Below are 25,690 nucleotides of genomic sequence, written 5' to 3'. Positions count from 1 at the left end.
TGGGCCTGTCCCTAAAATCATATAGTGACTGAGAGATGGTCCTTTTTCCAATTTTTGTAGGCAATTGATTGTAGTGGAAGACGGCGACTCCAGCGGGAATAGCATGAGCTGAAGGCCCCGCAGGAGCGAAAGCGACGAGGAGACTGAAGCCATGCCCGCGGAAAGCGTCCGTCTGGAACGGAAATCAATACATTTAGTTTAATAAAAAGTATACAAAAAACAGGTGTAGAAAAGAAAAAGACTCGTTTTTCTACACCTGCTTCAATTTATGGGCTAAATGGACAGCCCCATTTTATCGTCTATTAATTTATTTTGGAGCGTAAGTAAGCGTGAATAAATGAATCAATTTCACCATCTACGACAGCATGAACATTTCCGCTTTCTTCATTTGTACGGTGATCTTTTACCATAGAATATGGGTGGAATACATATGAACGAATTTGACTTCCCCAGCCAATTTCCTTTTGTTCTCCACGGATTTCCGCAAGTTGCGCTTCTTGTTCCTCAATTTTTAATTGATATAACTTAGATTTTAATAGTTTCATAGCTTGCTCACGGTTTTTAATTTGTGAACGTTCGGTTTGACAAGTAACAACGCTATTCGTTGGTAAATGGGTAATACGAACAGCTGAGTCTGTCGTATTAATATGCTGACCACCTGCACCAGTTGCACGATATGTGTCTATTTTTAAATCTTCTGTTCGAATGTCGATTTGGATTTCATCGTTGAATTCCGGCATAACTTCACAAGATACGAATGATGTATGGCGGCGACCAGATGAATCGAAAGGCGAAATACGCACAAGACGATGTACCCCTTTTTCTGCTTTTAAATAGCCGTAAGCATTATGACCTTTAATCAGTAGAGTTACCGATTTAATACCAGCTTCATCTCCTGGTAAGTAATCAATTGTTTCAACCTTAAAGCCGCGTTTATCTGCCCATCGTTGGTACATACGAAGTAAGATAGAACCCCAGTCTTGGGACTCTGTTCCACCAGCACCTGGATGCAACTCTAAAATGGCATTATGCTTGTCATATTCTTCACTCAATAGTAATTGCAATTCAAATTCTCCTAGTTCAGAACTAAATTCTTTCAGTTCTGAACCAAGTTCTTCTTGTAATTCTTCGTCTGGTTCTTCTTTAATTAGCTCCAGAGTCATTTCTAAGTTTTCTTGTGTGGATACAAGACCATTATATTGTTCTACAATTCCTTTTAATCCGTTTAACTCATTAATTACTTTTTGTGCACCTTGTGCATCATCCCAAAAGTCTGGAAAAGTCATTAATTCCTCTAATTCTTGAATACGAACCTCTTTGTTTTCTAAGTCAAAGAGACCCCCTAAAGTCTTTTAACTTTCCAGCTGTTCGGTCTAATTCATTTCTTACTACTGAGATTTCTATCATGCTATTTGTTCCTCCGACTTTCTCATTTATTGCACGGCACCGTGACAATTTTTAAATTTTTCTCCGCTTCCACAAGGACATAGATCATTTCGACCAACAGAAGCTTGTTTGCGTACAGGCTTTTTCTTCACAGGCGCGCCGTCTTCTTTTGGATTTACCGCTTGGCCTTTTGCTACTTCTTCACGTTCCAGATTGTTTCGAATTTCTGCTTTCATCGCATATTTCGCAACATCTTCTTGGATGGAATCAACCATCGCTTCGAACATAGCAAATCCTTCACTTTGATATTCACGAAGAGGATCTGTTTGACCATAAGCACGTAAGTGAATACCTTGACGTAGTTGATCCATCGCATCAATATGATCAATCCATTTAGAATCGATAGAGCGAAGTAATACAACTTTCTCGAATTCACGCATGCGTTCAGAAGTCATTTCTTCTTCTTTTGCATCATAGAAACGGATGACTTCTTCTTTAATTTTCTCGGTCATTTCTTCCGGAGATAGATCCGCTAAAAGTCCTTGCGTAATAATGCCCTCTGGCAATAAATTCGCTTGTACGTAGTCTTCTATTCCTTTCAAACTCCAGTCCGCTTTATTCTCAGAGCTTGTATGGGATGCTACCAAACTTTCAATGGCACCGAATAGCATGGATTCCACTAGCGCACGCATGTTTTCTGTTTCTAACACTTCATTACGTTCTTTATAAATAATTTCACGTTGTTGACGTAAAACATCATCATATTGTAATAAACGTTTACGTGAATCGAAGTTATTTCCTTCTACACGTTTTTGTGCTGATTCTACTGCACGAGAAACCATTTTCGACTGAATTGGTTGGGAATCATCCATACCAAGTTTGGACATCATATTACGCATATTATCCGATCCAAAGCGACGCATTAATTCATCTTCCATTGAAAGATAGAATTGTGTAATCCCTGCATCTCCTTGACGACCAGATCGTCCACGTAACTGATTGTCAATACGACGTGACTCATGTCGTTCCGTACCAATTACCGCTAACCCTCCAACTTCTATAACACCTTCACCTAGTTTAATATCGGTACCACGACCAGCCATGTTTGTCGCAATTGTAACAGAACCAAGATGACCAGCAGTTGCAATTATTTCTGCCTCATGCTCATGGTTTTTCGCATTTAATACATTATGCTTAATACCGTGTTTTGTTAACAGCTTGGAAATGATTTCAGATGTTTCAATTGCTACTGTACCAATTAATACGGGTTGACCTTTTTTATGTCGCTCTGCAATATCAGCAGCAACAGCTTCAAATTTTCCAATCATCGATGCATAAATTAAATCCGCACGGTCATCTCTCATAATTGGACGGTTCGTTGGTATAGCAATAACGTTCATATTGTAAATATTACGGAATTCCTCTTCTTCCGTTTTCGCGGTACCAGTCATTCCGGATAGTTTATCGTACATACGGAAAAAGTTTTGGAACGTAATCGTAGCCATCGTCATGGACTCGTTTTGAATTTCCAAGCCTTCTTTTGCTTCAATCGCTTGATGTAATCCATCACTATAACGGCGGCCCTTCATAAGACGACCTGTAAATGAGTCAACAATAACAACTTCGCCATCTTGCACTACATAGTCCACATCTAAATGCATGGATACATGAGCTTTTAAGGATTGATTGACAGCGTGATTTAAACGTACATGTGTTAAATCAAATAAGTTCTCGATACCAAAAGCTTTTTCTACTTTTTCTACACCCGTATCTGTTAACGTAACACCCTTTGTAGATTCTTCGTACGTATAGTCTTCTTCTTTAGTTAATGTTCTTACAAAAGCATTTGCCTGTTTATACAAAGCTGCTGCCTTATTTGCTTGTCCTGAAATAATTAAAGGCGTTCTCGCTTCATCAATTAAAATAGAATCGACTTCATCAATAACAGCATAGTGAAGCGGACGTTGTACTTTATCTTCTTTGTACAACACCATGTTATCTCGTAAATAATCAAACCCAAGCTCATTATTTGTCGAATACGTAATATCCGCCGCATAAGCTTCGCGTTTTTCTTCTTTAGATAGTGAATTTAAATTTAATCCAACGGACAATCCTAAGAAGTTATATAGTTGTCCCATTTCTGCAGCATCACGAGCAGATAAATATTCATTTACCGTCACGACATGTGCGCCAAGGCCAGGAATTGCATTTAAATACATAGACATGGTAGAAGTTAACGTTTTCCCTTCCCCTGTCTTCATCTCTGCAATATTCCCTTCATGTAGAGCAGCTGCTCCCATAACTTGTACCCGGAATGGATACATGCCAAGTACACGTTTTGCTGCTTCACGAGCTACAGCAAACGCTTCAGGTAATAACTGATCTAAAGTTTCTCCATTCGCATATCGGCTGCGGAATTCATCGGTTTTCGCACGTAATGCTTCATCCGACTTAGCTTCCATTTCGCTAGCTAATGCTTCTACTTGATTGACCTTTTTTTCTAATCGTTTTAATTCACGTTTGTTTAAATCGAATACTTTATTGAGTACACCAAGCATCTATTTTCACTTCCCATTTAGTCTTACTCTCCATTTTACCATTCGTTACAAAGTCACGCAAATAAGGTAGTGCACAATGTAAAAAAAACTCTCCTCTTGCATAGAGGAGAGTTCGTATTGTCAAAATAATATCTAACGGATGAAACACACTGGTCATTGTAGCAACCTAAGTTCTCCATTAAAGGCGTTAGACCAACTTTTTTGGGGCTGCATCTGGCAGCACTAGCAGTACATCTTTAGGCTTAAAAAACAAACTGAAAACGTTCGCTCAAGATTAGTTTAGTTCGTTTCAATTAACCCGTATTTACCGTCACTTCGTTTGTAAACAATATTAGTACCATTCGAATCAGCATCTGTGAAGATGAAAAAATTATGGCCTAACATGTTCATTTGTAAAACAGCTTCTTCTTGATCCATTGGCTTTAAATCAAATTGTTTAGTACGTACAATATTAAATTCTTCTTCATCCGATTGCATTACAGGCGCATCAGGTCCTTCGATTGTTACAAAGTAAGAAGGTAAGCCTTCTCGCTCACGGGATTTTCGATTTACTCTTGTTTTATATTTGCGAATTTGACGTTCCAGCTTATCTATAATTAAATCAACCGCCGCATACATATCTGCGTGACGTTCTTCAGCACGCAATGTAAGATTTTTCATTGGAATTGTCACTTCAACTTTTGTTTGTCTGTCATTGTACACTTTTAAATTGACGTTAGCTGTAGCTTGTATTTCTTCGTTGAAGTAGCGATCCACTTTATCGATTTTTCCTTCGACGTATTCTCGAATTGCAGGAGTCACCTCAATGTTTTCTCCACGAATGTTAAAGTTTAGCATGTAAACTCCTCCTTTGATTTAACTCTATATATATATTTCAACATCCTATCTGAAATATCCTTCTTTAGATAAAAATTTATTTATTTTTTTGTCGAACTTTGACAAATTATTGTTTTTTTATTTCCATTTCTTTTCTTCGACGACTTTTAAGTTCACTAATGATTAATTGCTCGCTTTCAGTGTCCCCTAATAAGCGAACACCATACTCATAACCACTGAATTTTCCTTTGGACCATATAAATTCACCAATCATTGTAAGAGGTGCTTCATCTAAATTGAAATTTATTTCTACTTGTTTTAATTTATCAATAGAGATAAAAAGTTCTGAGTAAATTTTCAACCCATTCGGACTAATATCAATTATTTTACATGTCCCCTTATTTGATATTTCCTGTGGAGATGTTTCACTAGCATTTTTTATTAATCGAAAAGTTGCCTCACACGGTTCTCCGAAGGTATAACGAAAATATTCATTGCGTTTGTACTGCATGTTTTTCCCTCCCAGCATCCACACAAAGAAGCTGTGTCGACTTTCCTCCATTATGACTATGGACTTATTGTTTTTCAATATTTTTATAATTAAAAAACTGTATAAAAAATTTTGTTAGAATAAGGCTTTGTTAAATCTGGCTTTTGTTTTTTAGAATATATTTTGTGACAAAATCCGCGAGACTCCTGCGGAAAAACGGGCTGCCAAGACCCCACTACGAGCTTGCAAGTGAGGAGGCTTGGCAGTTCGTCCGCGGAAAGCGAGCGGATTTTTGGTAGGTTACAATAAGATCATTTAACAGTGCCAAGAATAAAAAAATGTTCTACCGTTAATTATACGATAGAACATTTTGTTATATGTTTTATTTGTTCACTGCAACTGTAACATCAGCAACTCGTTTAGCTCCAATATAACGATCACCCCAATAGTATGGGTCATTTAATTTATCAATTTTAACACCTTTTGAAGAGGAAGAATGGATAAACTTGCCCTCTCCTATATATATACCAACATGTGAGACACCTTTACCTGTCGTGTTAAAGAATACTAGATCTCCGGATATTAAATCATCTCGGTCGATTTTTGTTCCCGAGGCATGCATACCTGACGATGTTCTGGGAAGATTAATACCTACATCATCGAACACATATCCTACAAATCCAGAGCAATCAAATCCTGCTGTAGTCGTACCGCCACCACGATATTTTATTCCTACTAAATCTTTAGCAGTTGCAACTAATTCGTTTGAATTAACAGAGCTTGATGCTTCTGCATTTCCTACGAATGATGCCGTAGCTAATAGAATAGTTAATACAAATATAGTAATGACTTTTTGCGACATAGATTTAGTATTCATGTTGTTCCCCCAAGTAAAAAAAGTTTTCTGATAATTAACTAAATTCATCTTACCACGATTTAAACGTTTTTAACTTTACAGTTTTGTAACAATTATGTTACAAAACACGTCTAATTAAGCTATAAAATTTCAACCTTAAATATTGCATAAACCTTGATATATCAATGTTTACGAAATAAAAAAAAGCCCAAAAAGTCAATGAAATGACTTTTCAGGCTTTTGTTACATTATGAAACGTGATGTCGATGTTTCCAAATTGTTCGCTTGTTCGCTCACATTAGTGACTAGTTTAGACAAAGATTCAATCGTTTGGACATTTACGGAAAGTAATTGTACGGTTTGTTCCATATGTGCTGTATTTTCGTCAATAGATCTAGTCAATTCAAATATTAGCTTTTCTGATTCATTCTTTTCATGCTCAATTGTAAGGATAGACTCTGCCATATGATCGTTTTGATTTTTGGATTCATGAATAAAGGAAACAATAGCGTCCAATTTTTCATGCAGTAATTGAAACGTATTGGCGCTATTTTTAGAAGTGGACAGACCCTCAGCAAACACTTTCTCCATATCATTCCCTTGAAGCGTAATAGAGTTAGAAATTTCGCGAATGGTATTTGCAGTTAAGGAAACCTCGTCTGCCAACTTTTTCACTTCTTCTGCAACAACTGCAAAGCCTTTTCCATGTTCACCAGATCGAGCCGCTTCAATTCCAGCATTTAAAGCAAGCAAATTGGTTTGTTTCGATATAGATTGGACGATGGTCGTCATTCTGGCAATTTCTTCTGTTCGCTCTTGTAACAAAAGTCGTTCTTTATCCGCTGATTTAAATAAAGTCCGTAGTCGTGATGCTTCCAATGCTGCAATTTTCATAGCATCTGCACTTTCATCTGCAATTTTAACAGCACTTGTCGCATGATTATTTAAAGTTAATGCTTTTTCTGTCACTTCTCCAAAGGTACCTGAAAACTCCTCTAGAAAAGTTCGTATACCTATGGAAGCTTCTCTTTGCTCCATCATACTGGTACTAGATTCATTTATTGCCAGTTGCACAGTGTTTGTGCCAGCAACTGTATTGTTCGAGTATTGTTTTAATAATGTACTATCTTCATTTAATCTCTCTGCTGTTTCTTTAATCATTTGTACCATGCTTGTTAAACTAGTTTTCATTTCATTCATAGCTTGCGAGACTTCCCCAATTTCGTCTTTTGTCGAAATAGGGATAGGATTAACTAATAAATTCCCTTTTGATATTTCTTTCGCTGAAGCTGCGACGATAGAAAGCTGACCTTTAATTTGACGATTCGTTACTAATAACAAAGTAATTGAAAATAACCCAGAAATTAGAAAGGCTATAATAACAGTTACAATTGTTTGTTGCTGACTTTTGTTCATTTCTTCAATTATAAGTTGTCGATTTACAGACTCATCTTTTCTTGTTGCATCCAGCATAGCCGTTAACATATTATATTTCTCATTAATAGACTGAAGCTGTCTACGCTTTGCGACATTCTCTTTATTTACCACAGAGTCTTTTAAATTATTTTCATATGTTGTTTGAATACCATTTAATGTTTTCTGAAAGGTTTCCCATTCAACATGGGCCATACGTTGAGTAGCAGTAGTAACTAGTTGATTCAAACTCTCTTTTTTCATTTCATATTCTTTGTCGTATTCTTCTAACGGATCACCTGCAAAATGTGATATGGCTATGTATAAACTTGCAACTTCTGCTCGCATCATATCTGCACTTTCGACATTTTCAGAAGATATCTCTAATTTGTCGGAAAGCCGTTGATTCTGAATAACTTGCACAATTAATAAAATCGTCATAATACCAAATAAGATAAAAGAACTAAAAGTTGTTATTAAATACTTCATTCGCAGTGGAATACTAGACCATTTTTTCATAGGTATTGAGACCTCCTAAAAGGAAATATAGCATATGAAACAAGAGGAAAGAATGGATTTTGAGAAACTTTACATGAACTTTACAATTACGAATCAGAAAATTCAGTGTAATATAAAACTATCACATAATTGAAAGGAATTTTAAAATGAATTTAGGACTACAAAATAAACGCGTCATTGTGACTGCCTCAAGCAAAGGTCTAGGAAAAGCAACAGCTCTCCAATTTGCTATGGAAGGCGCAAAAATCCTCCTATCGAGTCGAAATGAGGAAGAACTGAAAACAACCGCTGAAGAAATTAAAGCAGCGAGTAACAATCAAGAAGTCTATTATGTAGTATGCGATGTGACAAAGGAAGATGACATTAATCGTCTATTTGAGACAGCAAGCGCGTTACTAGGTGGTGTCGATATTTTAGTGAATAACGCTGGCGGTCCTAGTCCTGGAGGCTTTTCACAGGTAACAGACGAAGATTGGAACACCGCATTCGAGAAAAATTTATTAAGCTATATACGTACGATTCGTTTAGCGCTCCCTTACATGAAAGAGCAAAATTTCGGGAGAATCGTCAACATTTCCTCTTCTTCTACAAAAGAAGTAATAGATGGTCTTATTTTGTCGAATACATTCCGTCTAGGGATGGTTGGACTTTCAAAAAGTATTGCTCGCGAGTATGCAGTTAATAACATACTAATAAATACTGTCGGACCAGGTCGAATTCAGACGGATCGTATTACAGAGCTTGATCAAATTGCAGCTGTAAAGAAAAACGTGTCGATTAACGAAATTCAAGCAGGAAATAAGCAAATGATTCCAGCTGGACGATATGGTGAGCCTGCTGAATTTGCGAATATTATTGCATTTTTGTGCTCGGAAGCTAACACGTATATGACTGGCCAAAACTTAGTAGTCGATGGCGGTATGTTGAAGGCCTTATAAAAGAGGGAGAAGACTAATAACTTTGGGTTTCAGTTTTTTTGATGCCGATTTTGCGAATTGGTCTTGGTTTGGAGGAGTAGGTCTCGGTTGAGGAGAAAATGGTCTCGAATTTGGCGATTTGGTCTCGGTTTGGAGGAATTGGTCTCGTTTATACATTATTTGTAAATTTTTATACAAAAAATGACTCCGATTGCTCGGAGTCATTTCATTATTTTACGATCAATTTGATTTTATTTTGAGATGGATCTTTTGTGATGTAGATCCCGTTTTCTTCTACTACAGATATATTGTTTGTATTCAAGTTTTCTAGTGCAGTACTTAGCACTTCATTGCTTGGATATACTAAATTAAATGCTTCAAGACCCAAAGCGTTTTCCCCAGCTGGTTGTGCTCCTACTCCAGCCCATGTGTTCAATCCGATATGGTGGTGATATTTACCCGTTGCCATAAATAAAGCACCTGGATATGGAGTGACAACTTCAAATCCTAATAAATTATAGAATTTCTCTGTAGCTGCTAAATCTGCAACTTGTAAATGAATATGACCCATTACAGTTCCTTCTGGTAAGCCAACCCATTTAGTATTTGCACCCTCTGCCAAAATGCTTTGTGCATCGATTTGAAGTGTATCCATTGCAACAAACTCACCATTCCATTTCCATTCTGTATCTGGACGGTCATTATAAATTTCGATGCCGTTCCCATCTGGATCATTTAAATATAATGCTTCACTTACTAAATGATCTCCTGCTCCAACGCGCGCATTAATTTCGATGAAATGCTTTAATACAGCTCCTAAATCTGCACGACTTGGTAATAGAAGTGCAAAGTGGTACAAGCCTGTTGTGTTTTGTGGCTTAGGCTTAGAATTTGCTGGTTGCTCTAAAGATAATAATGCTGTTTTTCCGTCAGCAGTCAAAAATACTTTGTTGTCTTTCTTTTCAAGTACTTTAAATCCGATTATCTCCTGATAATAGCTAAGAGAACGTTCTAAATCCGATACTTTTAATTCTACTAATTCCACGAAAGTATATGGTTTATTTTGATATTTCATTTATAATTCCTCCAATTTTTTTATCAGTTACTTATAGTAAGTTATTATATTTTAGTTACCTAATAAAGTCAAGTAACTAATTTGCAAATTAATCTGGTGAAATGTCATGAGGAGAGGCATACTTCTATTATTGTACCCATTACGCACAATATAGTACCTGGTACTCGCAATATATAGTGGCATACGCAAGATCGAACCATTTACTCGCAACATCGATTGGCTTACTCGCAATATTAACTCTGTTATTCGCAATATCACACTTCATACTCGCAATATTTTGGCCATTATTCGCAACATCCCCAGTACACACCTAGTCCAATCACTTCATCGCTTATACTCCACGCAAAATAAACCACCAGTCTCATCGACTAGTGGTCCATTCTTAATTTATTTTGCTAATGGAACTTGGATAGACATTTGTTGGCATTCCGATAGTTTGCCAACGTCGAAATTGCCTCCGCTTACGATAATACCTACGTTTTCAGCGATGGATGGAATGCGATTATTCAACACTGCTGCTACTGCGGCAGCTCCTGCACCTTCAATAAGTGTCTTTTCTCGTTCAAGCATGAAGATAATTGCCGAAGCAATTTCTTGCTCTGTCACTGTGATGATGTCGTCCACGAAGGAATGAATAATGTTCATCGTCAGCTTTCCTGGGATTTTCACGTTAATGCCTTCCGCAATCGTCTTACCTTGAAATGGAACCAATCCATCGTTCTTTCCTTTATAAGCAATCGCAATCGCAGCTGAGTTAATGGATTGAACGCCAATTACTCGGATATCTGGACGAATGGATTTCACTGCAAGTAAAGTACCCGCAAGAAGTCCTCCTCCACCGGCTGGCACGATAATCGTGTCAATCTCCGGCCGTTGCTGTAACATTTCCATCGCAACCGTTGCCTGGCCTTCGATTACGGCTAAGTCGTCGAATGGATGAATGAATGTTGCTCCTGTACGAAGTTGCTCTTCTCTAGCAGCAACATATGCTTCGTCAAAATTCTGTCCAACAAGTTTGACCGTTGCTCCGTAGCCTTTTGTTGCGTTCACTTTAGCAGCAGGTGTCCCGATTGGCATATAAATAGTGACTGGCACATTGCGGGCTTTTCCTGCGTAAGCGACACCTTGTGCGTGGTTCCCTGCGGATGCCGCGATTAAGCCTTTTGCGCATTCTGCTTCGGTCAGCTGTGAAACTTTATTCATTGCACCTCTAATTTTAAATGAACCCGTTTTTTGCAAGTTCTCCATTTTCAGAAATACTTTCTTTCCACAAAGTTCATTTATGGTAGACGAATTTTTACATGGTGTACGATGAACGAACTCCGCTACTTTTTCCGATGCTCGATATAAACCTACAGTGTCGTATGAATTCCCAACAAAACCATCTCCTAATTCACTATTTTTTTGTAAAGCATATGGGTGATGAAAAAACCCTCGTTGATTAGTGGCCACTTTAAAAGTGTCATTTTAATAAATTATCTATCAAATAGCCGCTAAGAGAATTTAGCGCCTTGGCATTCACTTTCCCGCAGGAGTCTCATGCGTCGCGCTAAATTCTCTTAAATTAAATACAGCAAATAGTTCTTACTAAAATACAAATTTCTAGATTTTCAGTGGCCTCGTTGATTATAGTTTCACTTTTTCTTCGTACGCTTTAATATGTTCTTCGTATTGGAATGTCAGTGAAATCTCATCCCATCCATTAAGAAGCATTTTCTTTTGGTACGGGTCAATGTCGAACGAATAAACTACTCCGTCCTCACCGATCACTTTTTGTTCCTCTAAATTAACTGCCACATTATATACTTCTTTGCTAAGAATCGCTTCTACTTCTTCTACGGACAATTTAATAGGAAGAATCCCATTTTTCATGCAATTATTATAGAAAATATCTGCGAAACTTGGTGCAATGACTACACGGAAACCATAGTCTAAAATCGACCAAGGTGCATGCTCACGAGACGATCCACAACCGAAGTTCTCATGCGCTACTAATATAGTGGAATCTTTAAATCGTTCGTCATTTAAGACGAAATCTTTTATTGGATTTCCTTCAGTATCGAAGCGCCAGTGATAAAACAAGTATTTACCGAATCCTGTACGCTCGATTCTTTTCAGAAATTCTTTCGAAATAATTTGGTCAGTATCAACATTTTTTTGATTTAATGGTGTAATGACACTTTTGATTTCATTAATAGGCTCCACGGGTTTTCCTCCTTGCGCATTTATTAAATCAATTTCGCCTTGGCGTAATTGCGTCCAGATTTTGAATTGAGCTAAGGCCTGCGTGATGCAGGTCAGTTAGCCATTGTCGCATGGATGCGACGGATTTAGGCTAACAACATACTTATTACTCCTTTATTATCTGTAACCTCCACCAAAGGATTTGGCCAACAGGATGTTGGTCACTCAGACGTTGCCGCAAAAGTTCTTTTGCAGCGATCTTAGCCGAGTTCCTCTAATCAGCAAGAGTTTAAACTCCTGCCAGATAAAGTTGAAATTTGCGAATATCTACAATATGACCTTCAATTGCTGCAGCCGCTGCCATTGCTGGGCTCATAAGATGTGTTCTAGATCCTGCACCTTGACGACCTTCGAAGTTACGGTTGGATGTAGATGCACAATGTTCGCCCGCTGGTACAATATCATCATTCATCGCTAGGCACATACTGCAACCAGATTCGCGCCATTCAAATCCTGCATCAAGGAATATTTTGTCTAAACCTTCTTGTTCTGCTTGTTTTTTCACGGCTTTAGATCCTGGAACGACGATTGCTTTTACATTTGGATGCACTTTGCAACCTTCTACAACGCTTGCAGCTGTTCGTAAATCGCTTAGACGTGCGTTCGTACAAGAACCAATAAATACATTGCTAATTTGAATATCTACTAAAGCCATGCCTTCTTCTAGACCCATATATGCTATTGCTTTTTCATGCGCTTGTTGATCGCTTATTTCAGTGAAATCTGAAGTATAAGGAATGTTTTGTGAAACTCCAGAACCCATCGAAGGATTTGTACCCCATGTAACAAACGGTTCGATTTCGTCAGCGGAAATCTCTACTGTTTTATCGTAAGTTGCACCTTCGTCTGACGCTAATGCTAACCAACGAGCTGCTTCTTGTTCAAAAGCCTCTCCTGCCGGAACATGCTCACGACCTCTTAGGAATTCAACCGTCGTTTCATCTGGACTAATCAAACCAGCACGAGCTCCTGCTTCGATCGACATATTACAAATCGTCATACGCTCTTCCATTGTCAACTTACGAATAGCTTCTCCCGTATATTCCACAATATATCCAGTACCCATATCGATACCGAATTTTGAAATGATCGCCAAAATAATATCTTTTGCCGCTACACCGTAACCAAGTTCGCCAGTTACTTTGATTTCCATTGTTTTCGGTTTAGCTTGCCATAGTGTTTGAGTGGAAAGAACATGTTCCACTTCACTTGTTCCAATACCAAAAGCGATTGCACCGAACGCACCGTGAGTAGATGTGTGACTATCTCCACACACAATTGTTTTTCCGGGTTGAGTTAGGCCAAGTTCTGGTCCGATTATATGTACAATCCCTTGATCTGGATGGTCCATATTCGCAAGTGGAACACCAAATTGTTCACAGTTTTCTTGAAGCGTGCTGATTTGTTTACGTGCAATCACATCTTTAATCTGTTCTCTATTGCGAGTTGGTACGTTATGGTCCATTGTTGCATAGCAAAGATCTGGACGACGAACCTTACGATTATTTAGTCGTAACCCTTCAAAAGCCTGAGGAGATGTTACTTCATGAAGCAAGTGAAGATCGATATAGAGAAGGTCTGGTTTACCTTCTTCCTCGTATACAATATGTTCATCCCAAATTTTCTCAATAATCGTTTTTGCCATTTAGTCCCTCTCCTTTTGGTTAGACATAAGAAAACATAATGCTATCAGATACAAATTCTGAGTCTAACTCTTCTAATACTTTTGATGTCCATTCCGTAGTAGATAGAGCTGGTTTTCCTTCTACTTGTAAATCACCTGTGAAATGGCCATCGTTTAATACATTAAACACCGCTGCTTCTACCGCTGCTGCTTCTGTTTCCAATTGGAAGGCTTCACGTAGCATCATAGCAACCGAAAGAATAGTTGCTGCTGGATTTGCTTTGTTTTGACCTGCAATATCAGGAGCAGAACCGTGGACAGGTTCATATAATCCGAAGCCATCTTCGCGAGTACTGGCAGATGGTAACATTCCTAGTGAACCAGTGATGACAGAAGCCTCATCACTTAAAATATCGCCAAACATATTTTCCGTTACGATAACATCAAATGCACTAGGTTTTGTAATCAATTTCATCGCAGTAGAATCAACAAGCATATGCTCTACTGCTACGTCTGGATAAGCATGTTTTTTCTCTTCTACGATTTCACGCCATAATTTACTTGTGTCCAATACATTCGCCTTATCAACAGAAGCCAGTTTTCCTCTGCGGCTTCTCGCAATCTGGAAAGCTGTATCGACAATACGTTCAATTTCAGTTCTCGAATAAATAAGCGTGTCTAATGCATGATCCTTCGTTTTCTCACGTGGTTCACTGAAATAAAGTCCTCCTGTAAGTTCACGAACGATTACCAAATCCACACTTTCCGCCACTTCCTTTTTAAGAGGAGAAGCGTCTAGTAATGCAGGGATAGCTTTAACAGGACGAATATTTGCATACAATCCAAAATGTTTACGAATTGCTAGCAACCCTTTTTCCGGGCGTAAATGAGATGGATTTTGATCCCATTTTGGCCCGCCAACTGCGCCTAAGAGAATGGCATCACTTTTACTACACACGTTTATTGTTTCTTCTGGAAGTGGATTTTCATAAGCATCGATAGCAGCTCCACCAATCAAAGCATATTGCAGATTAAACGTATGATTATATCGTTTTGCAATTGTTTGAAGTACCTTTACAGCAGCTTCCATTACTTCCGGACCAATTCCATCTCCGGGTAATACCGTAATCGTTTTTTCCATCTCATTCACTCCCGTTTGATTATTGATTAACTAGTACTTGTTCCTTATAATGAGCTGTCATTAATTGACGATTAATCGCATTAATATAAGCTCGAGCAGATGCTTTTAATACATCTTGTGAAGCATTACGACCCGAAGAAGTCACGCCATTGTATGCTAAGTTAATAACAGCCTCTCCTAATGCATCGCGGCCTTTTGATATAGAAGAAACACGGTAATCTAAAATACGAACTTCGCCTTGTACAAGCTTTTCAAGTGTATTAAAGATAGATTCAACTGCACCTGAACCAGCACAAGTTTCCACTACTCTTTCACCAGATGGTGCTTTTACTGTGATGGTCGATGTTGGTACGTTGTTTTCATAATGAATGACTAATTCTTCTAGTTCATATACTTCTACCTCTGCACTATTTACTTGCTGATCTGTCAATAAAGCAAATAAATCTTCGTCGGTAATTTCTTTCTTACGATCGGCAAGCTTTTTAAATGCCACAAATGCTGCATTTAATTTTTCCTCACTTAATTGGAAGCCCATTTGTGCTGCACGATCAAAAAATGCATGGCGACCAGAATGTTTTCCAAGGACTAGCTCTGTCACTACATCACCAATTAATTCAGGTGTAATAATTTCATACGTTTCAGGGTTTTTTAGCATCCCATCTTGGTGAATACCAGATTCATGTGCGAAAGCATTTTTACCAACCACTGCTTTGTTTGGTTGAATCACAACTCCTGTTAACTTGCTTACAAGCTGACTCGTACGTTTCGTTTCTTTTAACACAATACCGGATTCCGCTTGATAATAATCATTTCGAATATGAAGGGCTACCGCAATCTCTTCTAATGCTACATTTCCTGCACGCTCACCAATACCGTTGATCGTACCCTCTACTTGTCTCGCACCATTTTCAATTGCTGCAAGCGTATTTGCTGTTGCTAATCCTAAGTCATCATGACAGTGAGCAGAAAGTTTCACTTTTTCAATACCCGTCACGTTTTCACCTAAGTATTTGAATAAAGCACCGTATTCAATTGGAGTAGCATAACCCACTGTATCTGGGATATTAATCGTTGTTGCTCCAGCTTTAATCACTTCATTCATAATACGAACGAGAAAATCTTTGTCTGAACGAGTTGCATCCTCTGCAGACCATTGGACGAGTGGGAAATATTTTCGAGCTAGTTTCACCGATTCCACTGCAATTTCGATCACTTGTTCCGGTGTTTTATTTAGCTTATATTGCATATGGATGGGCGATGTTGCGATAAAAGTGTGAAGATGCGGCTGCACCCCACCTTTTAAAGCATCCCAAGAAGTTTCGATATCACTTTTAATCGCACGAGCTAAACCTGTAACAATCGAGTTTTTCACTGTGTCAGCAATTTGTTTGACCGCTTGAAAGTCTCCAGGAGAAGAAGCAGGAAATCCTGCTTCAATTATGGAAACTCCGTACTTTTCAAGCTGACGAGCAATTTCTAGCTTTTCTTGCGTGTTTAGGTTAATTCCTGCAGATTGTTCTCCATCTCGAAGAGTTGTGTCGAAAATATCAATTTTGCGCACTCGTCACCACTTCTTTCTTGACTTGTTTTTTCCCTTCATTAATGAATGGCATCATCTCACGAAGTTTTGCACCAACCACTTCGATTTGATGTTCAGATTCTGCTTTTTTGATTGCATTGTATTTTGGACGATCTGTTTCGTTTTCTTTAATCCATTCTCTTGCAAATGTACCGTCTTGAATGTCCGTTAATACGTCTTTCATACGATCTTTTACTGATGAGTCAATGATCCGTGGACCTGAAACGAAATCTCCCCACTCAGCTGTATCCGAGATAGAAGAACGCATTGTCGCCATTCCTCCTTCGTACATTAAGTCAACGATTAGTTTTAATTCGTGTAACGTTTCAAAATATGCAAGTTCTGGTTGGTATCCAGCCTCTACTAAAGTTTCGAAACCAGCTTTTACGATTGCAGTTGTACTACCACAAAGTACTGCTTGTTCTCCAAATAGATCAGTTTCTGTTTCTTCTTTGAAAGTTGTTTCTAGAACACCTGCACGAGCAGCACCGATACCTTTTGCATAAGCTAAAGCTAGATCTTTTGCTTGACCGGTTGAATCTTGGTAAACTGCGAATAAACCTGGTACTCCTGCGCCTGCTTCATATGTTCTACGTACTAAATGTCCTGGACCTTTAGGTGCTACTAAGAATACATCTACGTCTGTAGGAGGAACGATTTGATCGAAATGAATGTTAAATCCGTGTGCAAATACTAATGATTTCCCTGCAGTCAAAGCTGGTTCAATTTCAGCTTCATATACAGCTTTTTGTCTTTCGTCTGGTAATAAAATCATGATAACGTCTGCTTTTTCAGCAGCTTCTTTCACGGAATAAACGTCTAATCCATCTTCTTTCGCTTGATCAAACGATTTACCTGCACGAATACCTACAATTACGTTAAAGCCTGAATCCTTCAAGTTTTGAGCATGAGCGTGACCTTGTGAACCGTATCCGATTACCGCGATTGTTTTTTCTGTTAAGATTCCTTCGTTGATTTCTCCGTTATAATACATTTTAGCCATTGTTATTTCCTCCTCGAATTTGGGTTTTTATATTTTTATAAAATGGATAACTGTGGTGTAATTGCTTTCTGTGTTTCACGAACAAATGCCGTGACACCGGTTCTTGTAAGCTCTTTAATGCCATATGGCTTGAGCAAATCAATAAATGCATCGATTTTTTCAGGATTACCTGTCACTTGGAAAGTAACAACATTTTTACCAGTGTCTATGGTAGCAGCTCGGAAAGGTTCTACAATACTATTGATTTCCGCTCTCACAGCTGGTGGCGACACGACTTTCACCAGCGCCAACTCTCGTACGACAATCGATTTTTCGGTAATATCGTTTACTTTTAAAACATCTACTTGCTTTTGGAGTTGTTTTAATAGCTGCTCCAACTTTTGTTCATCCTCTACATTCACAACAAACGTCATTTTAGATATTTGCTTTTGCTCCGTATGCCCTACTGTAATACTTTCAATATTGAATTGACGCTTCATCAGAAGGCCAGTTACGCGGTTTAGTACGCCGCTTTGATTCATCACGGTTACCGTTATGATTCTTTTCATTCTGGCTTCACTCCAATCATTTCGTGTAGTCCTTTTCCTGGAGCAACCATTGGATAGACACTTTCTTTTTGAACCACTCGGCAATCAATTAATACTGGCTCATTCGATGCTAACGCTTCTTTTAATTGCACCTTCGCATCCTCGTATGTTTCGATTTTGTAGCCTTTAATATCGTAAGCTTCTGCTAATTTGACGAAATCTGGTTGTACCGGAATCAATGATTGAGAGAAACGCTCTCCGTGGAATGTTTCTTGCCACTGGCGAACCATTCCAAGTGCTTGATTGTTCAAAATGATTATTTTGACCGGAATTCGCATCTCTTGTAATAGAGATAATTCCTGAAGTGTCATTTGGAAACCAGCATCCCCAACGATAGAAACTACTTTAGCTTCTGGTTTTGCAAGCTGTGCACCAATTGCTGCTGGGAATCCAAATCCCATCGTGCCGAGTCCACCAGAAGTTACCCAGTTATGTGGATGATTGAATTTATAATACTGTGCTGTCCACATTTGATGTTGCCCAACGTCAGTAGTCACAACGGCATCTCCATTTGTATACTCGTGCACAAGCTCTAGAACTTGCTGTGGAAGAAGACCTCTTTCTTCACTTGCTTGGTAATGGAATGGATATTGTATCTTCGAAACATGTAAACTCTCTAACCAAGCTGTTGTGTTTCCATTAGGTACAGCCTGTGCTAGTAAAGCTTCTAACGCTTCCTTTGCATCTGCCACAATCGGAATTTCAGTTGGAACATTTTTTCCGATTTCTGCAGGATCTATATCGATGTGAACTACTTTTGCATTCGGAGCAAAGTAATTTAAATTTCCTGTCAAGCGATCATCAAATCTAGCTCCAACATTGATTAGTAAGTCACAAGTTTGAATCGCCATATTTGCTGTATACGTACCATGCATTCCTGCCATCCCTAAGAATAGTTCATGATCCCCTTCTATACTTCCGAGTCCTAGAAGTGTGTTTGTGACAGGAATTTGATATTTCTCTGCAAATGCTGCTAATTGATCTGATGCTTTTGCGAATAATACACCTGCACCAGCTAAGATCAATGGTTGTTTGGCAGTAGAAATAGCTTGAGCCGCTTTTTGAATTTGTAAAAAGTTAGGCGTTGTCGTTGGTTGATATCCTGGAAGATTGACTTCCTGATCGATATCATCTGTTGAAACAAACATGCCTGTTGCCATATTTTTTGGAATATCTACGACGACTGGTCCTGGACGACCTGTGGAAGCAATATGAAAAGCTTCGTTAATAATTCTTGGTAAATCAGCGATATCTTTGATTTGATAATTATGTTTCGTAATTGGTTGCGTAATACCGATAATATCCGCTTCTTGGAAAGCATCCGTACCAATAACAGTAGTAGCAACTTGCCCCGTTAATACAACCAGTGGAATGGAATCCATCATGGCATCTGCAATTCCTGTTACTAAGTTCGTTGCTCCAGGTCCTGAAGTAGCGAGAACCACTCCGACTTTTCCTGAAACTCTTGCATATCCTTCCGCTGCATGAATTGCACCTTGTTCGTGACGGGCTAAGATATGCTTAATTGGATTTTTGTATAATGCATCATAAATCGGTAAAACCGCCCCACCTGGATAACCAAATACTACTTCCACTTGATGCTTTTTCAGTGTTTCGATTAAAACATCCGCTCCGACTAATTGCTTGGGAGCAGCGGGCATTTCAGTATCTTCATAGGTTTGTTCTGCTTCTTCTACACTCAACTTCATCATAATTTCCTCCTTTTTGTTCAAATCGTCCAGTTTTAAAGAAAAGCTGCAGGTGCTGAAGTCTAGACAACACCTTGTTTTATAAAAAAAGAAAAGAACTTCTTCCCACACAAAGAAACCATCGTTCTTTTGTATAGGGATGAAATTCTTTTCATGGTACCACCCTAGTTCGCAGCGCAACCGCTACCTCCCAGACAACCGACGAACGCCAGCCATCCATTTATAACGAGAGTAGTCAGTTACTACACCCGGAAGTATCTAATAGGTTTCCCGTTCAACACTTCACTCCGAGGGGATGTCGCTAAAGGTTGTATTGCCGGCTTCCAGCTACACCAGCTCTCTGTGAATACAAGATTCCTTTAACTTTTGCCTCATCATAGATTTAAATATTTATCTTTAGATCTTCATAACTCCACCTGTGCTTGCAGATGTTACTAACTTTGAATATCTTGCTAAATAACCTTTTTTAATTTTGGGTTCAAAGGGATGTAAGTTTGCTTTTCTTGCAGCTAGTTCTTCATCACTAACGAGTAATTCTATTGTTCTATTAGTTAAATCAATAGCGATAATGTCATCATTTTTTATTAATGCAATCGGTCCACCATCTGCTGCTTCTGGAGAAATATGTCCAATGGAAATCCCTCTAGATGCGCCGGAGAATCGCCCGTCTGTAATGAGTGCCACTTTCGTTCCTAAACCGCGACCTTGAATCGCTGATGTCGGAGCAAGCATTTCTGGCATCCCTGGTCCACCTTTTGGCCCTTCGTAGCGAATAACAACTACATGGCCTTCTTGAACTGTACCGTTATCAATTGCTTCTTGAGAAGCTTCTTGTGATTCAAACACAATTGCTTTCCCAGTAAACTCTTTAATCGAAGGATCCACAGCACCAACCTTGATTACCCCTCCTTCAGGAGCAATATTCCCGAATAAAACGGACAAACCACCTACAGGACTATATGGGTTTTCTTTTCGGCGTATGACTTGATCATTTTTAATCTCTGACTCTTTTACATTTTCATAGAGCGTCTTACCTGTAATCGTCATACGATCCGGGTGAACAGCTCCTGGAATCTCGCAAAGCTCTTTTATAATGGCACTAACTCCTCCTGCTAGATGTACATCATGCATGGAGTAATCAGATGCTGGCATAATCTTCGATAAATAAGGAATACGTTTTGCCACTTCATTTATTTCTCTAACGTTATAATCAATTTCCGCTTCATGTGCAATTGCTAATGTGTGAAGTACTGTATTGGTAGAACCTCCCATTGCCATGTCTAACGCAAAAGCATCATCAATTGTTTCTTTCGTAATCAAATCTCTCGGCTTCACATCTTCTTTAATCATACGTACAAGATGTTTAGCAGCTTCTTTAATAAGTTGGTGACGTTCGTCTGACGTCGCAACAATTGTACCGTTACCTGGCAATGTCACACCTAGCATTTCCATTAAAGAGTTCATCGAGTTCGCTGTGAACATTCCCGAACAGGAACCGCATGTAGGACATGCATTTTGTTCAATATCAAGAAGTTGTTCTGCGGACATGTTACCGGATTTGTAAGAACCAACACCTTCGAAAACCGAAGTTAGAGAAAGTTGTTTCCCGTCAGCTGATACACCAGCCTCCATCGGTCCACCTGATACGAAAACAGATGGGACATTCGTTCTTACTGCCGCCATTAACATCCCCGGTGTGATTTTGTCACAGTTTGGAATGTAAAACACTCCATCGAACCAGTGTGCGTTAATAACTGTTTCGGCTGAGTCCGCTATTAGCTCACGACTCGGAAGTGAATATCTCATTCCGATGTGACCCATTGCAATTCCATCATCTACACCAATTGTGTTGAATTCGAATGGAATTCCTCCTGCCTCACGAATGGCTTCTTTTACAACCTCTGCAAACTTATTTAAATGCATGTGGCCTGGAATAATATCAATATAGGAGTTACAAACACCGATAAACGGTTTATCTAAATCTCTTGTCTTAACCCCTGTAGCATAAAGTAAGCTACGGTGAGGGGCACGATCGACGCCTTTTTTAATCATGTCACTTCTCAATTTTAATCCGCTCCTATACTTACCGCTTTTCTCGCGTTTAGCTTTGCAGCTTTACTTTTTTTCGATTGTGAATTTTCGCACAATATATTAATAGATTGTTGATATCATATCGCCTTTAAAATGCGACGTCAACACCCTTTTTGAAAATTATCAGTTAGTTTTGAATATTCACTTTTGTTGTAATCGCTTACATCTGCGATATATCGCATTTCATACGCAATTAAAATAATTGTGAACTTTTTGCAAAAATTTAATTAATTAACGCGAGGATGTATATGGACGAAGAGGTTATTTGTTAGATGTAAATTGCAACTCGAGGCTCGCTCAGTAAAGTCTCGAAATAAATAGCAGTACCCGATAAATTTTCATTGATTGCGTCTTTCTTAGGGGGAGATATGAGAAGTAGGATGAATCGCAAATTTAAAAAACCCTTTCTCACTTTCGAGAAAGAGTCCATTACCATAAATTTGGTTTTGCTACCATAAACCAGAGCATCATTAATAATAAGAAAATATATTTCCATACAGAGCGTCGTAATTTAAAAATAAGTGCATGTGAATCGATTTCGCCTGCATAGAATTGTCTAATCTTTGGCTTAAAGGCTTTTGCAAGAAACACAATGGAACTAATCATCACAACAATCGTCATGACTACCCACGATGTAGACCATGACCAGTTTCCTTGCCACATCAACAGAATTCCGGATGTTACTAATACATGCCCTGCATGCTTTACGATTCGGATCGCAGCTTGAAAAACTTCTATGTGCGAATCCAGCACGTCCCTATTTTTCTCTTTCATTCTATTTAAAACAGGGAAAAGAACAAAGAAAGGCCCAATAGAAAGAATCGCACTTATCACATGTGCAAAAAGAATGAATGTATACATAGCGTCATCACCTAGGTACATTATACGATATTTATTTTCACTAGAATGTGTCCAGTTCAGGAAATTTTACGACTAAGCATTAGAATCAAAGGTGAGGTTTTGTATTTTACAATATTACTATGCCTGCTCGCAATATAAAGAGCCATAACTGCAACATTCCGACCCATACGGCAATATTAGACATTTCCCCTACAAATAACTCTGTCCACCTAAAAATGCCCCTTATTCGCAGATCACGAATAGGGGGCGTTAACGATAATGTATTAAATTTTAAAATGACTTACTTCACTTTGTAGTTTTTCTGCTAGATTAGCTAACGATTGTGCGCTAGTTGAGATTTCCTCATTTACAGCTAATTGTTCCTCTGTAGCAGCACTTGTATCGCTTGCACCTGCAGATGCGCTACTTGCTAAAATTTGAACTTGTTGTGCGCTTTCTGTTACAGATTCGGCCATTGCTTGAATTTGCTCGATTGCAGCAGAAACGGATTCCACTTTAAATACTACTTCCCCTACACTTGATTCAATTTCATTAAATACATGAAGTGACTCCGTTGTTTTTGAAAGACCTTCTTCTACTTTATCTCCACCAACTGTAATTGCTTTAACTGCATCACCCGATGCTGATTGGATCAGTTGAACCATTGATTCAATTTCAGAAGCAGAGTTTTTTGATTGCTCCGCAAGCTTCCGCACTTCTTCCGCTACAACGGCAAAGCCTTTACCGTATTCTCCAGCTCGCGCTGCTTCAATAGCTGCATTTAGAGCAAGTAAATTGGTTTGTTCGGAGATATCTGTAATAAGTGCCGTTATGGACTGAATAGCATCCGAATGCTTCGCCATATTCTGCATTATTTCTGTCGTTTCTTTAAACGTCGAATGAATCGTATCCATCTGCGTAGCAACATCAGAGACAACAGTCGATCCTTTTGTCACAAGAACTCTTACTCCATCGGTCGCTTGCAGCATTTCTTCATTACTTATCGAAATTTGTCCAACTCCTTGTTTTAACTCCATCATTGAATTTACCGAGGTTTCTAAATGGTTCACTTGTTGTTCACTTGCGACCATTTGTCCTTCAGCAGATCTCGCAACCATTTGAGAAGAAGCTAGACTTTCCTCCGAGCTTGCAGAAAGTTCCTCTGCATTTGCGGCAAGCTGCATAGATGAATCACGTACACTGGATACAATTCTTTGTAAATCACTCGACATTTTATTAAAGGCTACTGCCATTACACCGACTTCATCTTTATTTTTAATCGTGATAGGATCTACTAATAAGTTACCATTAGAAATTTCCTCTAAACCAGCAGTAACCTTTTGAATCGGTTTGGAAATACTTTTACTAATGAAATACGCCAAAATAATCCCAACCAAAACTCCTATAATCGACAAGAAAATGACAAACATGGTAGCGTTAGATTCAAAACGAGTTAGCTCTGCTCTCGTTTTATCCATATCATTCTGCAAAAACTGCTCAATCTCTTCTAAAATTTTCAACATTTCCGCATTGATAGACTTAGACTTGGCCGTGAGTCTATTTATATTCATCGTGTCTTTTTTCTGTTTTGCAGCTATTATATCAGCATTATTAGTAGTAAAAGTTGTACTTTTCCTTTCAAATTCCTCGATCATTTTTAATGTTTCTGGAGAAAATAGGTTACTGTGTAGCTCAGTTGTTAAACTATTTGTTTTTTCTTCAAATTCCTTCACACTTTTTAGAGAAGCATCCGTGTTGAATAATAAGAAATCAAATAAACTTCGAGTAATATCCTTCTGAGCAATCTCAATTTCATTTACTAGATTCACTTTCACTGCGCGATCATCCAATAAGAATTTATATTCTTTACTGTTGTTAAACATTGTCCCTATAGTGGAAGCAGCAACAACGATTAATAATAATAGAATTGCAGAAAACCCAAACCACATCTTTTTACCGATCGTCCATTTCATAAAAAAACACCCTACTCTCTAATTCATACTTACCGTGTAAAATCGTTTAAACGATACAAAATGCTCTTTCCAATAAGAAGAATCTAAACTTGTTATCTCTACTCCTTTAGATCCAGCATGAATAAATTCATTATTACCTAGATAGATTCCCATATGGGAAATACCTTCTTTATATGTATTTTCAAAAAACGCCAAATCCCCAACTACTGGACTCGTAACAGTTGCACTTTGCGTAAAATAACCTTCACTACTCTGTCGAATAATACCTAAACCAGCTTGCGAATGAACGAAATAAATAAAGCCACTGCAATCAAAACCAGCCATTGTATTCCCTCCATATAAATATGGAATACTTTGCATTCTTGGTGCTATATCTTGAAGTAATACGTATATAGCTTGTCCACTTACAGACAGTTCTTTCGCTTCGTTAATAATTGTAGGAGGTTTAACAATTTGTTCCGACTTCACTTCACCTGATGGCACTTTTACTTCCGTTTTAGCAGAAGTCCCAGGCTTAACAGTTACTACATTTTGAGGAGCTTGACCAGCTTTTGGTTTTTGTACAATTAATTTTTGTTTCACATAAATACTATCCTTCGTAAGCTTATTCCAACTTTTAAGCTCGTTAACAGACACTTTATGTACCTTCGCAATTTTAGTTAATGAATCTCCTTTTTTCACTTCATATAAAGTGCTTGCACTCGCTGTCGTTGCAAATAATAAAAGGATAATGGTAATTAGTAGTACTTTATTCCTCATAAATAAAATCTCCCCTCTATAACTTTTAACTTAATTTTATCACTTATTTTTGATTATCTGAAGACATTTTTTAACAGTTTATTCAAATGAAAATAAATTTCATATATTTA

20 protein-coding genes are annotated in these 25,690 nt (G+C 38.3%); 1 reads left to right on the top strand and 19 read right to left on the bottom strand.

The features are described from left to right. Positions 1–302: 302 nt before the first annotated feature. From prfB to MHB48_RS04670, 6 genes are all read right to left on the bottom strand, one after another. A protein-coding gene (gene prfB / locus MHB48_RS04695; RefSeq protein WP_340925115.1) for a peptide chain release factor 2 occupies positions 303–1,404 on the bottom strand; the annotation gives its coding sequence in 2 pieces (ribosomal slippage) (positions 303–1,331 and positions 1,333–1,404; 1,101 coding nt in all). Between the two features lie 29 nt (positions 1,405–1,433). Continuing rightward, complete coding sequence (gene secA, locus MHB48_RS04690; RefSeq protein ID WP_342600399.1) at positions 1,434–3,944, bottom strand: preprotein translocase subunit SecA; 2,511 nt, start codon at positions 3,942–3,944, stop codon at positions 1,434–1,436. Between the two features lie 279 nt (positions 3,945–4,223). Continuing rightward, complete coding sequence (gene raiA / locus MHB48_RS04685; RefSeq protein WP_340918364.1) at positions 4,224–4,781, bottom strand: ribosome-associated translation inhibitor RaiA; 558 nt, start codon at positions 4,779–4,781, stop codon at positions 4,224–4,226. A 106-nt stretch (positions 4,782–4,887) separates the two neighbouring features. Further along, complete coding sequence (locus MHB48_RS04680; protein WP_342600398.1) at positions 4,888–5,271, bottom strand: PilZ domain-containing protein; 384 nt, start codon at positions 5,269–5,271, stop codon at positions 4,888–4,890. A 361-nt stretch (positions 5,272–5,632) separates the two neighbouring features. Next, complete coding sequence (locus MHB48_RS04675; protein WP_342600397.1) at positions 5,633–6,127, bottom strand: C40 family peptidase; 495 nt, start codon at positions 6,125–6,127, stop codon at positions 5,633–5,635. 222 nt (positions 6,128–6,349) lie between these two features. Continuing rightward, positions 6,350–8,038 carry a methyl-accepting chemotaxis protein gene (locus MHB48_RS04670; protein ID WP_342600396.1) on the bottom strand — a complete coding sequence of 563 codons (1,689 nt, stop codon included), beginning with the start codon at positions 8,036–8,038 and terminating at the stop codon, positions 6,350–6,352. Between the two features lie 146 nt (positions 8,039–8,184). Here MHB48_RS04670 and MHB48_RS04665 point away from each other — a divergent pair, with 146 nt between their 5' ends. Beyond that, positions 8,185–8,976: an SDR family oxidoreductase gene (locus MHB48_RS04665; RefSeq protein ID WP_342600395.1), complete on the top strand. Its 792-nt coding sequence runs from the start codon at positions 8,185–8,187 to the stop codon at positions 8,974–8,976. Between the two features lie 208 nt (positions 8,977–9,184). Here MHB48_RS04665 and MHB48_RS04660 read toward each other — a convergent pair whose 3' ends face one another. From MHB48_RS04660 to MHB48_RS04600, 13 genes are all read right to left on the bottom strand, one after another. Further along, positions 9,185–10,030: a VOC family protein gene (locus MHB48_RS04660; RefSeq protein ID WP_342600394.1), complete on the bottom strand. Its 846-nt coding sequence runs from the start codon at positions 10,028–10,030 to the stop codon at positions 9,185–9,187. 387 nt (positions 10,031–10,417) lie between these two features. Beyond that, positions 10,418–11,482, bottom strand: coding sequence for a threonine/serine dehydratase (locus MHB48_RS04655; RefSeq protein ID WP_342600393.1), 1,065 nt, complete (start codon positions 11,480–11,482; stop codon positions 10,418–10,420). A 174-nt stretch (positions 11,483–11,656) separates the two neighbouring features. Beyond that, positions 11,657–12,235: a 3-isopropylmalate dehydratase small subunit gene (gene leuD / locus MHB48_RS04650; protein WP_342600392.1), complete on the bottom strand. Its 579-nt coding sequence runs from the start codon at positions 12,233–12,235 to the stop codon at positions 11,657–11,659. Between the two features lie 268 nt (positions 12,236–12,503). Next, positions 12,504–13,919, bottom strand: a complete 1,416-nt coding sequence (gene leuC / locus MHB48_RS04645; protein ID WP_342600391.1) for a 3-isopropylmalate dehydratase large subunit — start codon at positions 13,917–13,919, stop codon at positions 12,504–12,506. 19 nt (positions 13,920–13,938) lie between these two features. Then, the gene (gene leuB / locus MHB48_RS04640) at positions 13,939–15,039 is read right to left on the bottom strand and encodes a 3-isopropylmalate dehydrogenase (protein WP_342600390.1); all 1,101 of its coding nucleotides are present in this window, start codon (positions 15,037–15,039) and stop codon (positions 13,939–13,941) included. Positions 15,040–15,058: 19 nt separating this feature from the next. Beyond that, positions 15,059–16,600, bottom strand: coding sequence for a 2-isopropylmalate synthase (locus tag MHB48_RS04635; protein WP_342600389.1), 1,542 nt, complete (start codon positions 16,598–16,600; stop codon positions 15,059–15,061). Next, complete coding sequence (gene ilvC / locus MHB48_RS04630; RefSeq protein ID WP_342600388.1) at positions 16,587–17,621, bottom strand: ketol-acid reductoisomerase; 1,035 nt, start codon at positions 17,619–17,621, stop codon at positions 16,587–16,589. The genes MHB48_RS04635 and ilvC overlap by 14 nt, the downstream gene beginning before the upstream one ends. Positions 17,622–17,656: 35 nt before the next feature. Continuing rightward, on the bottom strand, positions 17,657–18,169 hold the full coding sequence (gene ilvN, locus MHB48_RS04625) for an acetolactate synthase small subunit (RefSeq protein ID WP_342600387.1): 513 nt from the start codon (positions 18,167–18,169) through the stop codon (positions 17,657–17,659). Next, positions 18,166–19,869, bottom strand: coding sequence for an acetolactate synthase large subunit (gene ilvB / locus MHB48_RS04620; RefSeq protein ID WP_342601297.1), 1,704 nt, complete (start codon positions 19,867–19,869; stop codon positions 18,166–18,168). The genes ilvN and ilvB overlap by 4 nt, the downstream gene beginning before the upstream one ends. 444 nt (positions 19,870–20,313) lie before the next feature. Further along, positions 20,314–21,981 carry a dihydroxy-acid dehydratase gene (gene ilvD, locus MHB48_RS04615; protein WP_342600386.1) on the bottom strand — a complete coding sequence of 556 codons (1,668 nt, stop codon included), beginning with the start codon at positions 21,979–21,981 and terminating at the stop codon, positions 20,314–20,316. 456 nt (positions 21,982–22,437) lie between these two features. Then, positions 22,438–22,869: a hypothetical protein gene (locus MHB48_RS04610; RefSeq protein WP_342600385.1), complete on the bottom strand. Its 432-nt coding sequence runs from the start codon at positions 22,867–22,869 to the stop codon at positions 22,438–22,440. 263 nt (positions 22,870–23,132) lie between these two features. Continuing rightward, complete coding sequence (locus MHB48_RS04605; protein WP_342600384.1) at positions 23,133–24,821, bottom strand: methyl-accepting chemotaxis protein; 1,689 nt, start codon at positions 24,819–24,821, stop codon at positions 23,133–23,135. An 18-nt stretch (positions 24,822–24,839) separates the two neighbouring features. Then, positions 24,840–25,580 carry an NlpC/P60 family protein gene (locus MHB48_RS04600; RefSeq protein WP_342600383.1) on the bottom strand — a complete coding sequence of 247 codons (741 nt, stop codon included), beginning with the start codon at positions 25,578–25,580 and terminating at the stop codon, positions 24,840–24,842. Positions 25,581–25,690 lie beyond the last annotated feature (110 nt).

Source organism: Psychrobacillus sp. FSL H8-0483 (assembly GCF_038637725.1).
In the GTDB taxonomy this organism is placed as follows: domain Bacteria; phylum Bacillota; class Bacilli; order Bacillales_A; family Planococcaceae; genus Psychrobacillus.
This window is presented reverse-complemented; position numbering and strand designations above follow the sequence as displayed.